Consider the following 13831-nt stretch of genomic DNA (forward strand, 5'->3'; position numbering starts at 1 on the left):
TTATTCCCCTCGATTCCGTTCTAGAAATGTACCGACAGCTGCTGCGAATTCCTGTGGGTTTTCCAGCATCCCCATATGAGCGACACCTTCAATAGTGACCGCTGTTACGTTGATCTTCGCTACCGGGAATCTCTTCTCCGGTGGAATAACTTCGTCTCGTTCACCCGCTAGAAGCAGAATAGGAGCTTGAAGTTGTTCAAGAACAGCTCCACGATCAGGTCTCTCCCTCATGCCAAGCGAACAGCCTATTGCTCCAAGTGGCGACGTGCTGTAGCCAATCTCAATCGCTTTCCTTAATAGCTCCTGCCTGCTTTCGCTGGAGTTAGGCACAAATAGCTTAGGAATTAATCCCTCAACAAATGTGTTGATTCCATCCTGCTTAATGGCTTCCACTGCTTTTAAGCGATTAGCTTGCGCAGCCTCACTGTCTGGAAAGGAGGTGGAGTGCACTAGGCCAAGCGTAAGTAACCGCTCTGGATACTTCTCTGCAAAAGCTAGTGCAACGTATCCTCCCAAGGAGTGACCAAATAAATTTACCATTGGCAGGTCCAGCTCATCCAACAAATCAACTAGTTCATCAGCCAACAGCTCCATTGAATATACGCCCTCGGTAGCTGAGGAAGCTCCGTGTCCCCGTAAGTCAGGAGCTATAATATGACCATGACTTGATAATAATGGAAGCACCTCATCCCAGTATTGATGGCTTCCGCAAAAACCATGCAGCAGCACAATCGGCTGCCCGTTTCCTGCTTCTTCATATGCAATCGTCGTTCCTGAGGATAGAGTAACTTTTTTCATCCCTAACATCACCTTTCTATTATTATTTATTACCCCATTGAAGAGTTATCGCATCGGCTATCTGTCGAGCCATCCCCATTACCTGATATAGCGACGTTGACTGCAAGGTCCAATAAGGCTTTAAGCTTACGGCGTTAACTACTCCTGCTATGCTATAGGAGCCAATTGCCGGGAATCTCTTGTTAACAGATTGAGCTGGAACCAAAGGGCCATTTGACACCAAATAGGCACCTACGTTATCGGATCGTCCTAGACATGCATCTATGGCTACAATTGTTCCCATCTCCGTTAAACTAGGAATAAGCTGTCGTAATTTATCTGCATCACAAGGGTGCTGAAGCGTGCCAATGACTTTAGTAAAGCCCTGCTCCATTAACATTGTTCCTACCCATGGTCCAAGACTGTCCCCCGTTGAGCGATCTGTTCCAATACATACGAACGTCAGCTCCTCCTTGCTGTGCACAACGCCAATTTGACTCATAAATTTGCGCAAGCCCTCAGCGTCTGCCCGCTCCACGTCTTGCGACTTGTGGTCAATCATATCGTTCTCCCCCAAAATGCCACTTTCATTTTTCCGACATTTTCGCATAATACTCTATATGTAATCCTGTTTGTTTCTTTCAGGTTACCATTCCCTTAATAAGAATGCCAATTATGAGGTGTATGATTGTTTTTTGGCTGTGCTCCTTCCCACTGTGGTACAATAGCGTCATCCCTAATCCCGCAAGAGAGGAAGTTTTATTCATGGATTTAAGTCAACCGACACAAGAAAACGTTGAATATATGATCGAGGCTATTAAAACAAAGCTTCGCATGGCAACCGGAGCTGCAATGCAAGCCTCCAGCTTTACAAGCGAGAAATACGAGGATCTTAAAGATATCTATGACATGGTCTCCTCTAAAGACAGGTTCAGTATTAGTGAGGTTGAAGCGCTAGTATCCGAATTGGGTAAGCTACGTTCTTAAGTTAAATAGCGCAGAGATTCAGCTCTAAAGCCAATAGAAATGACCATCCATTTGAACAAAAAATTGGATGGTCATTTCTCGTTTGTGTTCATTCTTTTTTCATACGTAAAAGAAAGTAACTCACTTCTGAAGCATTTTTTGTACACTCACTAATTGTATAGTCAATTTCACCTTGTTCGTTTTCCTCACTTGATACTTTGGAGCATGTATCTGTTTGTATACCTTTGTTGCTTCCACCAAATTTATCATTTGAATTATCGTAAGTGTAGCTTATTTCTTTACCGTCAAAATTCAAATCTTTGTATATCGGATCACCTTCATCAGTGTAGCCTGTGATTCGAATACTGTCTGCCTTCTTATTTTCGAGATTAGTTATAAAACGATCAAATTTATCGATATTGGCATAACTCTGGTGTAGATATACAACATCACCTTTACTAATTGCCTCGTTGGACGAATAAGGTTTGCTTGTTACTATTGATTTGCCATTATTATTGGAGCAACCCAATACACTTCCGAACAATGATATTGAAACTATAATAAATATTAATTTTTTCATTGCCCCTCCTTTTTACCAATTTTATCCTGACTCATTCATGACGTAATTAAATCAAAAAAGTTTCAATGATGGACTTCCTTTTCAATTCAGAAACAAATGAAAGATAGCAAATTCAATAAAAAAAGCAGAAAACCCTATATAATTTAAGGTTCTCTGCTCGAAATATATTTTTCACTTCCCGTGTAAGTATCTATACAATATCCGAGGATGTAAGGAAGTGCTCAAAAGCTTTACGCCCGCTTTCGTCACCCTTGTATACTCCAGCATGCTGCAGCACAGCATGAAACTTATCGCCGACATCTGCCTGAAGCAGCAATTGAACAGCAGCATCGGATCCATCTGTACCATAGCGATCAACAAGTGTCCAAACCCAATCCGCGTGCTTGCTTAGGGGATGATCTGGAGCAGCTATGGCTGCCTCATCATATGGTGTACGACCTGTAAGGATATCCGCAATCAAACCGAGCTCTGCCTGTAGCCGCCCCGGTAGAACCGCTAATCCCATAACCTCAATTAAGCCGATATTTTCTTTTTTAATATGATGCAGTTCTTGATGAGGGTGAAAAATTCCGTCCGGATGCTCTTCGCTCGTTCGATTGTTACGCAAAACAAGATCAAGCTCATAAACGCCATTATCCTTTAACCTTGCGATTGGAGTTATCGTGTTATGCTCTACACGACCGCCCTCATTCTCGCTAAACGCGATAATGTCTACCGAAGAATCACTGTATTGGCGCCACTTCGCTAGAATATCCGAAGCTACATTCAGAAGGGCTTGGCGATTGCTTGACCGTAATCTCAGAACGGACATCGGCCATTGCACAATTCCTATCGTAACCTCAGGCTCTTGAGAGCTATTTGTCCATCCGATTACTCCTGCTGACTCCATCGGAAACACATGACGTCCTGCTTGAAAATGGTCGTGATTCAATATCGATCCGCCCACAATAGGTAAATCCGCATTTGAGCCGATAAAATAGTGTGGAAATTGTTCAACGAAATCGAGCAAACGCGAGAATGTTACCGGTGAAATGACCATCGGGATATGCTCGCCACAGAAGACGATGCTATGCTCGTTGTAATACACGTAAGGAGAGTATTGAAAAAACCACGATTCGTTCTGTAGCGTCAGCGGCAATATCCGCAAGTTCTGTCTTGCCGGGTGGTCGGGACGACCGGCATAACCGACATTTTCCTTACATAGCAGACATTTCGGATAATTGGACTGTGGCAATGTTTTAAGCAGAGCGATTTCCCGTGGATCCTTCTCTGGCTTAGACAGATTTATCGTGATCTCCAAATCGCCATCTACCGTACGATGCTTCCAATACCCATTCTTCTGAATACGATCCATCCGAATATAGTTAGCATCGATGTTCAGCTTATAGAACCAATCTGTCGCTTTAACAATTCCGGATTGCTTTGACAGCTGCTGGAATTGTCGCACGACCTCCGATGCTCTAGGAATAAGCAGCCCCATAATACGTGCATCAAACAAATCTCTGAAAGTCAGTGTATCGTCAGCCATTAAACCCAAAGCAGCAGCTGAGGCAAGTAAGGGCTCCAGAAGTGGCACGGGACTTGTCGGTAAATAGCTCTCATCGATTATTCCAAAGCCTTCAGCCGGTTCTTTCAGTTGAAATAGATCAAGTAAAGAATTTCGTGAAGCATCTATATCTATCGATTCTATAAGTCCATTATGAAACGCGAATGCCACTAGCCTCTCAATAGCTAAGCCTAACATGTCCTCGGAGGATGCTGACGGGATTGTTGCTGCTGTCTTCATGCCTAGACCTCCCTATTACTTCTCATAGCCATTCGGATGAGTACGATGCCAATTCCACGAGCTGGTCACGATATCTTCCAGCTTCTCGCGCCTTGGTGCCCATCCGAGCTCGGTACGAGCACGCTCGGAGGAAGCAATCAGAACAGCGGGATCTCCTGCTCTGCGGGGCTCTATTTTAGCAGGTATCGGATGGCCTGTTACTTGTCTGGAAACGTCAATCACTTGTTTAACGGAGTATCCATTACCACTACCTAGATTATAAATGGCGCTTTCCTCGCCCTGACGAAGCCGTTCAAGCGCAAGAATGTGAGCATCGGCAAGATCGCTTACGTGAATGTAATCTCGGATACAGGTTCCGTCCTCTGTTGGGTAATCTTCTCCGAACACTGAAATATGCTCGCGCTGGCCAAGAGCAACTTGAAGTACTAAAGGAACCAAGTGGCTTTCGGGATTATGATCTTCGCCAATTTTACCGGATTCATGAGCACCTGCTGCGTTAAAATAACGCAACGATACGAACTTAATCCCGTGTGCGACATCAAACCAACGAATCATTTTCTCCATAGCAAGCTTTGTTTCGCCATAAGCATTAGTAGGCACAGTACGGTCATACTCATCAATCGGCACACGTTCTGGCTCTCCATAAGTAGCTGCGGTAGAGGAAAATACAATGCGAGCTACGCCTGCCTTCTGCATTTGCTCTAAGAGGCACAATGTGCCGTAAACATTGTTGTGATAATATTTGCCCGGATCCTTCATGCTTTCGCCAACCAAAGAGTTCGCCGCAAAATGGATAACGCCATCTATTTCATTTTCTTGAAAAACTTTAGCTAGAAATTCGGCATCGCGCAGGTCGCCCTCATACAGCTTTCCGCCCAGCACCGCATCGCGATGACCTTGATATAGGTTGTCAACGATGACAACCTGTTCTCCCTTTTCCAGCAAAGCTGCAACCGCATGAGAACCGATGTACCCCGCGCCTCCAGTAACAAGTACTGCCATCGCTTATTCTCCTCCTTTAATCTCACGAACTCCGTCGCCGATATTACAAACATAGAAATCTGGCTTCAGCCCAGTTGCCGCTTCATAGCTACTGCCGACATCTGCAAGAAACTGATCTACGGAATCTTGATGAACTAAGCTCACTGTGCAGCCACCGAACCCTGCTCCCGTCATACGTGAACCAAGAACTCCAGGAACTAAACGAGCTGCGTCCACCATCGTATCCAATTCAACACCTGTCACCTCGTATAAATCCCGCAATGAATCGTGAGAAGCATTCATAAGCTGGCCGAAGGCTGCCAAATCATTATTGTTGAGTACTTCCATTGAACGTTCAACACGATTGATTTCTTCGATGACGTGGCGCGCACGGCGACGAACGGTTTCATCTTTAATTAGATGCTCATTCGCTTCATACTTAGCTAATGAAAGTTGGCCTAGCAATGTGATCTCTGGAAAGGCTTGGCGGAGATCTTGAACCGCTTGCTCGCACTGTCCACGACGTTCGTTATATTTGGAATCCACCAATCCGCGGCGCTTGTTCGTATTTCCAATTACAAGCTTATAATCTCCGGATTGAAAAGGGACAAGCTCATACTTCAAAGTATCGCAATCCAGCAGAATAGCATGATCCTTACGGCCATTAGCTACTGCGAATTGATCCATAATTCCACATTTGACGCCGATAAATTCATTTTCCGCATGCTGGGACCAAAGTGCAATTTGCACGGTGTCTGTTGGCTTTCCCTCGAGAGAAAGAAGCGCATAAGCAGTCACAACTTCAATAGAAGCCGATGAGGAAAGTCCCGCTCCATTTGGAATTTCACCGTGAAAGAGTAGGTTGTAACCATGGCTGAGATAAATGTCTCTTTGGGTAAGCTCCCATACAACACCTTTAGGATAATTCGCCCAATCGTCTTCTTCAATAAATGTGAGATTATCTAATGAAACTTCCTTCGTAAGCGGGAAATTCGTCGAGGCAAATCCAAGATTGCGATCCTCCCTTGGAGCGATAAGCAGTGTGGTACCAAATGTAAGTGCCGCTGGAAATACGGAACCACCGTTATAATCCGTGTGCTCTCCGATCAGATTGACCCGTCCCGGTGCTTGGAATACCGATATGCTGCTCTCGTTGCCGCCGAATTGCTGAACAAACTTCTGTTTCAACTCTGTTAGCTGTGCCATATTGGGTTCATCTCTCCTTGGAATGCTCTTGTATGACTCTAGTATAGCGAAAAATAGCACATTAACGAAATGGCGGGAAATGCCTTCCATATGGAGAAATGTGACTTATGTACAACAATCTATCGAGTGAGCATGATACAATTAAATGATTGAATGAAACTGGGAAAGGAGATCTCCTATGAACAAACCTGCCACCTATCGCGTTGTTTCCAACCCTGTAAGCTTTAGCGCTCAGCAGCTAACCGTTCTTTTTGCTGGAGAAAGCCAAACAGGACCCCTTCATCACATTGGGCCTAAGGTCGTTGATTATTATTTGTTGCATCATGTGACTTCAGGAAAGGGAATATTCCGGACAGGAGATTTCGAAGGTGAGCTTACTGCAGGGGACAGCTTTATGATCCATCCCGGTCAGCTATTTCATTATGTGTCGGACGAGGAGGATCCCTGGCATTATCATTGGGTAGCATTTGCTGGTTCGCATTCGGAGTCTCTTATAACTGAAGCTGGGCTCGGTCCTGCACACCCGGTAGTCCACTCTGGAACCAACGAAAGTCCTGGAAATTACTGTCAGGCTATATATGAGGCTTTTCGTGAGCGTAGAAGCTCGGCCTCACTTGCTGCCACCGGTCATTTGCACTTATTGTTCGCGAATCTTCATGAGGCGACCGTAGAGGAAACGACTTCACCGCTACGCCCAGATTCACACAGCCAAGAGCTAGTGAGGCAGGTGGTTGGCTACTTGTCGACCCAATACGCTGAGCCCGTTACCATCGAAGGAATGGCTGAAACTCTCGGCTACAACCGCGCTTATCTATCTCGACTTTTCAAGCAAAATACGAGCCTCTCTCCGATTACCTTTCTTACAAAGCTAAGAATTGATCACGGTAGACGATTGCTTCGGGAACGACCAGAGCTAACAATCGAACAAATAGCTTCTTCCGTTGGTTTCCAAGACGCGCTTTATTTCTCTAAGCAATTCCGTCGTTGGTACAATCAATCACCTACAGATTATCGAGTAACGGTTGAACGAGCGTCGAAATAATTACACATATAGCTGAATTCAGACTATCCAAACGACTATATGTGTAATTTGACGGTTATACGGGAAACTCTTTACTCCCTTATTCAAACAACGCTTTCCACTGCCCAGCAATTTCTTTCGTATCATTAAGGAACTCTGAAGGGAAAACTTCGTCTAGCTTCTGCATCGTAAAATCGGATACTCCACCTGTTCGCTTCAGGATAGCCTTCACGATATGCGGCCATGCGATTTCAGCTCCATCTGAAACGGTGATTGATACACCTAACTTCTCCCGGCGTAATCCGAAAACAAACACTCCGTGTGCACCGCTCTTGGCAACAACGTTCGGGTCGGATAGCAGTAGGCTTGCTAAACGGTTATGACCTTCCACATGATTGGGGTAGGCATTCATTGCCTGTGTGATTGTTCGGGCGATAGCGCCCTCGTCCTGATTCTCAGCGAGATCTGGGTTAGCTAATCGACCATAAATGAACGCCAATTTCCACAAAGGCATCGCTGCAACAGGAAACCCACAGCCATCCTTGCCAAGTGTGACTTGCTCCTTTTCTGCCTTTGCCCATGACTTTATGAAGCTCAGTATTGCCTGTTGTGCCGGGTGATCCGGATGGATATACCCTTCCATTGGCCACCCTTTCAGCTTACACCATGCGAGCACACCCAAATGCTTACCTGCACATGTGTGAAGCAGCTTGCGAGGCTTGCCTCCTGCAGCAATATATTCATCTCTGGCTTGCCTTCCAACAGGTAAGGTCGGCTGAATCGCAAGCTGCTCTTCGTCTATACCTGTCAAGCTCAGAATTTCCTCAAGCGTCGCAATCTGTTCACGGCTTCCCCTATGGGATGCAGCCATAAGCGCAAGGTGACGTTCCTCGTAGCCATACGCCTGTGCAGTCCCATCTAATAAGGATGCCATAGCTTGAACCGGTTTAGCAGTTGAACGAACGTATGCTGGAGCTTGAACATCCCCACAGGAATATACCAACTGACCATCTATTGCCGAAACAATGCTAATTCTTCCACGATGGACGTTCTCCGCTTGTCCGCCTCTTTTCATGACCAGGAGGGGGACATCATTAATTGTATCTAAACTCATAGCAAGCGTTCACCTCTTCTGCTATCATACTGCCACTAAAGATCACTTAACTGTGTAAGCCTTCAGTAACCCTAATCCCTTGCTTTTCCCGTGTAGCTTCAGGCTCATCCCCGGAGAAGTTGATCGCTTCAGACACAAGGTAAAGCGGTCGTCTCTTCGTCTCCTCATAAGTACGACCAATATACTCCCCGAGTACCCCTAGCAAGGAAAGTGTAATGCCATGGAACAGTAGGCTGATTGCGACCATCGAAGTCCAGCCCTGTTGCGTTGAATTTGTGAAAAAATGCTGATACAAGACAACAAACAAATAAACGAATCCGACCGCTGATAAAACAAAACCAAGAATACCGGCAATTTTGAGCGGCTTGGTAGAGAATGAAGTCATGGCGTCCAAAGATAACCTGAGCATTTTACGTAGTGGATACTTCGTCTCTCCAGCAAAACGTTCATCACGGACATAGTCAACCGAGGTTTGCTTAAACCCCGCCCAGCTGACCATCCCCCGGATAAAACGGCTTCGTTCACGCATCGAAGACAGAGCATCGCATACCTTACGATCCATCAGTCGGAAATCGCCAGTATCTACGGGAATGTTAACGGAAGTCATAGAACGCAGAAGCCGGTAGAACATAGCCGCTGTTAGCTTTTTAAACCAAGACTCCCCTTTACGCTCTATTCGTTTACCGTATACGACGTCAAAGCCTTCACGCCAACGGGCGACCATATCAACGATCAGCTCAGGAGGATCCTGCAAATCCGCATCAATGAGTACGACTGTTCTTCCGCTCGAATGATCCATACCCGCAGTAACTGCAATCTGATGACCAAAATTACGAGAAAACTCCACTAGCTTAACCGTAGAATCCGCTTCACACATAGCCCGTACAATATCAGAGGTCTTATCCCGACTTCCATCGTTAACGAACACAATCTCATAGGTTTCACCAAGCGTATCTAGAACAGCCTTAAGCCGGCGATACGTTACTTCAATAACCTCTTCTTCGTTGTACATGGGCACTACAACAGAAAGAAAGCATGGCTTCGGCACAAATATATCCCCTCTCTAGAAACCCCAGCTTGGCAACCATCTGATTGCTATATTCATCCATTCACGACTTATGGTCATTCCTGTGTAAATCGGATAGAACCATATGAAAAGCGCTGCAGCCGCACTAATGAAAATTAGCGTGAACCTTCGACCGTTGCGGTAATTCTCCTCGAACCAGCGAAGCATCCAAACAATAGACAGGATAATTAACGGAACCATCGGAAAATAGTGATAAAGAAACGTAATACTTCGTGGAGCTACCATCCATGGTACATAGAAGGATAAGTAAGCGACCGCCAATGTAAGTACAACCCTATCCCTTCGACGGAATCCAAGCCACCATGATGCAAGTAATGCTAGTAATCCGCCCCACCAAATAAGAGGGTTTCCTATAGCTGCGATGCTCTGGGCTTCACCTTTCTCCAAATCCTTGCCGCCATAGTACCACACTGGTCGCAGCATTACTGGCCATGTGTACCACTTTGAAGCATATGGATGGTCTTCTTTAACCCCTTTATGATAGTCGTACATGTTTTTCTGATATTTCCAGAGATCCTTGTAGCTATCTTCGGCTTTAGTCGCCTTAATATAAGGGATATAGGACACAGAATATACGGTAACAGGGATTGCGACAAATAGAATAATACATGACATCAGTGTAAGGATCATACGACGAACGAAATCATAATCCCCATCGCTTCTTGCCTCTCGCCAGCGACGAACAAGTGCAAACACTAACAGTATAGCCAGTCCGGCTCCTCCGTAAAGGTAGTTCCATTTAACAGCTGCTGCCGCTCCAAAGAAAAAGCCGCTGAGCGCGAGATAGCCGAAGCTTCGCCGGAATCCCCCGTTGCGCCAAGCCATCTCACCATATCGGTACATGGCGTAAAACATAATGATAGTAAAGGTTACGCCTATAATATCCACGTTAGATGAACGAGAATGTACAAGGTGGAAGCCCTCTAGCACGAGTAAGAGCGTAGCAAGAAAAGCATATCTTGTTCGAGCGAACATTCCTTTCGCAGCTGCGTAGAAAATCGGCACCATCAATGTACCGAACACACCAGCCATGAACCGCCATCCGTAAGGCGTCATATCGAACATTTTAACACCTAAAGCAAGAATGACTTTACCCAAAGGAGGATGCGTATTCTCATACGGCTCCATCAGCTTGACAAATTCGTAGGCGGTGCGTCCATGATAGATTTCATCGAAGTACATCCCATTACGATAATCTGGACGGTAGGGTGCCCACTGCTGCTCATCGAACACCTCTAAGCCGCTACCTTCAGAAGTAGTTGAATTGTTAGCGCCTAATTGGATATCCATAACCTGAATTGGCTTAGTGACATCTTTCGTGAAAAAGGCTGCTTCATAAAGACGATAACCTTTTTGTACGGTAGTGAACCGCATGTAACGTGCTTCTACCGTTTTTTCATCAAGCTTCCATGTGAAGACGCGATTTGTTTTATGTTCTACATCTAAATAGAGATCCCAAGTCTGTCCATCCTTCGACGATTCGATCTTGGTGTTCCCCTTAGCTCCTGGACCTTCATATAGATTTATGCGATCTACTTTCCTAAGCTCCCCGAAGTCCGCAGTGAAGGTTTCCCCCACCTTATCAGGCATCCAAAATGTTTGTGGAGCTGTCCGATTTCCAAGATCGGTAAAAGTCATTAAAGCTGCTATTACGGTTAATAAAATGACCAATACAATATCAAGCGGTCGCCATTGTCGATCCTCTTGGTTTCGAACGGAATTTGATCCCCATTGCATTGGTGATACAGTTCTGACGTCATCTCTGAAATCCATGTCCGTCCTCACTTTCGCCTATTGTCCCCATTTTTACCTTTCCCTATTGTAGTCGATTGAGCTGTCTTCTGGAAAGAGCACGTTTCATTTTGATGGGTTTGGGTAAGTAATCATCATGGACGTATCGCTATCTTAAAGGAGGAGTTACAAATGGCTCAATCAAACGGAACGTTAAAAGGTGTTTTAATAGGTGGAGTTATCGGTGCGGCGGCTGCTTTGCTACTCGCTCCCAAATCAGGACGCGAATTACGCGGAGATATCCGTGACCGTTATACGGATGTGCAGGATCGCACCAAACAAATGATAGCCGACGCAAGCAATAAAACTCAAGAAATGGTCAAGCAGGTGGGGCAGCAAGCTTCTAATGTCGTTGATAAAACGCGCTCAGCCGTTGCAACCGCTAAAGAAGAGGTTCAATCTTGGAAAGATGAACATAAAGCAGATGCAACAGATCAGGCAAAGAACGAGCAGAAAGTGAATTAACACTCCTCTTTTGAAAAAACAGTAGGCTGCCCCCGGTGATCGCCTACCGGAGGCTGGCTTACGTTAATTGAAAGGAGCTTAAATCCAATGAAGCCTAAACATTTGATGTTAATTAGCGGCCCCTCCATGAAGGTTAAGGAAGCTCTATCCCAAGCTGGATTCGTTCGTGATTTTGTTCATCGGTCAACTTACCGTACGGAATTGGACTCTTCCTTAGGTGGTGCCTATATATTTCTCATTCCCTGTCATGAATCCGATGGAGTAATGACTCTCTATGGCGAGTCCGCCTTCTTCGATGGAATCTCAGACAGCGATGTGCCTGAAGATATTCAAGCTGCTGCTTTGGACAGGTGGCATGCCTTGCGGGTGCGCATTAGTAACGCAGCTCCTCCCGTTTATTCACCTGAGCGGGGTGACCGTCGACCTTCGGCTCCTATTGCTTCCAGACCTATTGAATTAGCGCGGAATGGTTCAATGGTGCAAGATTTCGCCGACCTTCAGCGCCTAGGTCACGACATGGACCGAATGAAAAACGAGCAGCAGCTTAACGAAGAAGGTCTCGTTAACGACCCTATTCAATGACAAGCTGCCGGTAAGCCTCTAGTTAGGCTGTCCCAAAAGTGAAAACCTTTTGGGGCTTTTTTTGTTTTTTTCGACGTAGGAGCGTGATATCGCCATCGTTGCTCGAATTTGTGATTCTTAGTAGCCCTCAGTGCGTTATCCCGCCACATGTGCCTCAATTCGCGATTCTTAGTAGCCCTCAGTGCGTTATCCCGCCACATGTGCCTCAATTCGCGATTCTTAGTAGCCCTCAGTGCATTACGTGGTTACTTTCCCCTCCCCCAGACCAATTGCTCGATATATTCGTACATCTAACTCCATACGTACCTCTCCAAACACCCGTTGTTCGAAAATATCGTACATCTAACTCCATAGGTACCTCTCCAAACACTCATTGTTCGAAAATATCGTACATCTAACTCCATACGCACCTCTCCAAACACCCGTTGTTCGAAAATATCGTACATCTAACTCCATACGCACCTCTCCAAACACCCGTTGTTCGAAAATATCGTATATCTAACTTTAGGTTAAGCTGCTGGAGGCAGAAAAAATAATTGGTCTGGAGAGGGGCGCGGCTAATGAGCGTGTACTAGACATTAGTGCAACTTGTTTGTGGAGCGGGTGCGGAAAGTCGTGGTGTAGGCAATATTAGAGCAACTTGTTTGTGGAGTGGAGCGCAGCTAGCCATCGTGTATGCAACATCAGAGCAACTTGTTTGTGGAGCGGGTGCGGATAGTCGTGGTGTACTCAATATTAGAGCAACTAGTTTGGGGAGTGGAGTGGAGCGCAGCTAGCTCATCGTGTATGCAATATCAGAGCAACTAGTTTGTGGAGAAGGAGCGGCTTGTCAGGGTGTACGCAACATTAGAGCAACTAGTTTGGGGAGAGGGGCGCTGCTGAGTCGCGGTGTACGCAATATTAGAGCAACTAGTTTGTGTAGTGGGGCGCGGCTAGTGTTGATGTATGCAATATCAGAGCAACTAGTTTGTGGAGAAGGAGCGGCTTGTCATGGTGTACGCAATATTAGGGCAACTAGTTTGGGGAAATGTACATTTAGATACTAGAAAAGGGTTGCCCATGTAGTGGACAACCCCGCTTGATGATCAATTTATACTTTGTTTAGCAATCAATGTATTCCTGTCGAGCATATCCCTCAATGCTTCAGTACTTATTTCCTTATCGAGCAGCTCTGGAACCAGGATTGACTGCATCCCTTCCTTCTGAAAATTAGGCCCCTCTAGGTGATAGCCATATTCCTTAAAGAGGGTATACACTTCGCAGAACTTATCAGCTGCATCAATTGCTCGCCCCAGTGAAACGTAATCTGAAATTTTGTTGCCGAAGCTGAGTGGATTAACCTTAGAACCGATCGTTAGATGGAATCCGTCTTCCTTCGCCAGTACGAAAATGTCGCTTTCCGAGCATGGGATCCGATATTTGACTGTCATGATCTCCAACTCCTTTACGGATATATACGATCACCGGTAATGGTT

At 45.7% G+C, this 13831-nt stretch carries 14 protein-coding genes; 4 read left to right on the top strand and 10 right to left on the bottom strand.

Features of this window, described 5'->3' with window-relative positions; all coding sequences use genetic code 11:
- Positions 1-798 (bottom strand): alpha/beta fold hydrolase, encoded by a 798-nt coding sequence (locus KCTCHS21_RS23165; protein WP_130613809.1) that lies wholly within the window; start codon positions 796-798, stop codon positions 1-3.
- 22 nt (positions 799-820) lie between these two features.
- The gene (gene yyaC, locus KCTCHS21_RS23170; protein ID WP_130613811.1) at positions 821-1339 is read right to left on the bottom strand and encodes a spore protease YyaC; all 519 of its coding nucleotides are present in this window, start codon (positions 1337-1339) and stop codon (positions 821-823) included.
- A 203-nt stretch (positions 1340-1542) separates the two neighbouring features.
- Between yyaC and KCTCHS21_RS23175 the strand changes: the two genes are divergently transcribed.
- Positions 1543-1764 carry a DUF1128 domain-containing protein gene (locus KCTCHS21_RS23175; RefSeq protein WP_130613813.1) on the top strand — a complete coding sequence of 74 codons (222 nt, stop codon included), beginning with the start codon at positions 1543-1545 and terminating at the stop codon, positions 1762-1764.
- A gap of 88 nt (positions 1765-1852) precedes the next feature.
- On the opposite strand, the gene KCTCHS21_RS23180 is transcribed toward KCTCHS21_RS23175, so the two are convergent.
- From KCTCHS21_RS23180 to KCTCHS21_RS23195, 4 genes are all read right to left on the bottom strand, one after another.
- Positions 1853-2323 (bottom strand): DUF4362 domain-containing protein, encoded by a 471-nt coding sequence (locus tag KCTCHS21_RS23180; RefSeq protein ID WP_130613816.1) that lies wholly within the window; start codon positions 2321-2323, stop codon positions 1853-1855.
- A gap of 190 nt (positions 2324-2513) precedes the next feature.
- The gene (locus KCTCHS21_RS23185; RefSeq protein WP_130613818.1) at positions 2514-4109 is read right to left on the bottom strand and encodes a UDP-glucose--hexose-1-phosphate uridylyltransferase; all 1596 of its coding nucleotides are present in this window, start codon (positions 4107-4109) and stop codon (positions 2514-2516) included.
- 15 nt (positions 4110-4124) lie between these two features.
- A complete protein-coding gene (galE, locus tag KCTCHS21_RS23190) occupies positions 4125-5111 on the bottom strand; it encodes a UDP-glucose 4-epimerase GalE (RefSeq protein WP_130613820.1) in 987 nt (328 codons plus the stop codon).
- A gap of 3 nt (positions 5112-5114) precedes the next feature.
- On the bottom strand, positions 5115-6296 hold the full coding sequence (locus KCTCHS21_RS23195; RefSeq protein ID WP_130613822.1) for a galactokinase: 1182 nt from the start codon (positions 6294-6296) through the stop codon (positions 5115-5117).
- A 178-nt stretch (positions 6297-6474) separates the two neighbouring features.
- Between KCTCHS21_RS23195 and KCTCHS21_RS23200 the strand changes: the two genes are divergently transcribed.
- Positions 6475-7338: an AraC family transcriptional regulator gene (locus KCTCHS21_RS23200; RefSeq protein WP_130613824.1), complete on the top strand. Its 864-nt coding sequence runs from the start codon at positions 6475-6477 to the stop codon at positions 7336-7338.
- Positions 7339-7417: 79 nt separating this feature from the next.
- Here KCTCHS21_RS23200 and KCTCHS21_RS23205 read toward each other — a convergent pair whose 3' ends face one another.
- The 3 genes from KCTCHS21_RS23205 to KCTCHS21_RS23215 are packed head-to-tail and all read right to left on the bottom strand — an operon-like array spanning position 7418 to position 11291.
- Positions 7418-8431 carry an asparaginase gene (locus KCTCHS21_RS23205; RefSeq protein ID WP_130613826.1) on the bottom strand — a complete coding sequence of 338 codons (1014 nt, stop codon included), beginning with the start codon at positions 8429-8431 and terminating at the stop codon, positions 7418-7420.
- A 46-nt stretch (positions 8432-8477) separates the two neighbouring features.
- A complete protein-coding gene (locus tag KCTCHS21_RS23210) occupies positions 8478-9479 on the bottom strand; it encodes a glycosyltransferase family 2 protein (RefSeq protein WP_197726479.1) in 1002 nt (333 codons plus the stop codon).
- 15 nt (positions 9480-9494) lie between these two features.
- On the bottom strand, positions 9495-11291 hold the full coding sequence (locus tag KCTCHS21_RS23215) for a glycosyltransferase family 39 protein (RefSeq protein ID WP_130613828.1): 1797 nt from the start codon (positions 11289-11291) through the stop codon (positions 9495-9497).
- A 150-nt stretch (positions 11292-11441) separates the two neighbouring features.
- Here KCTCHS21_RS23215 and KCTCHS21_RS23220 point away from each other — a divergent pair, with 150 nt between their 5' ends.
- On the top strand, positions 11442-11774 hold the full coding sequence (locus KCTCHS21_RS23220) for a YtxH domain-containing protein (RefSeq protein WP_130613830.1): 333 nt from the start codon (positions 11442-11444) through the stop codon (positions 11772-11774).
- Positions 11775-11861: 87 nt separating this feature from the next.
- A complete protein-coding gene (locus tag KCTCHS21_RS23225; RefSeq protein WP_130613832.1) occupies positions 11862-12356 on the top strand; it encodes a hypothetical protein in 495 nt (164 codons plus the stop codon).
- 1085 nt (positions 12357-13441) lie between these two features.
- On the opposite strand, the gene KCTCHS21_RS23230 is transcribed toward KCTCHS21_RS23225, so the two are convergent.
- Positions 13442-13786, bottom strand: coding sequence for a hypothetical protein (locus KCTCHS21_RS23230; RefSeq protein WP_130613834.1), 345 nt, complete (start codon positions 13784-13786; stop codon positions 13442-13444).
- Positions 13787-13831 lie beyond the last annotated feature (45 nt).

This window comes from Cohnella abietis, assembly GCF_004295585.1.
GTDB lineage: Bacteria > Bacillota > Bacilli > Paenibacillales > Paenibacillaceae > Cohnella > Cohnella abietis.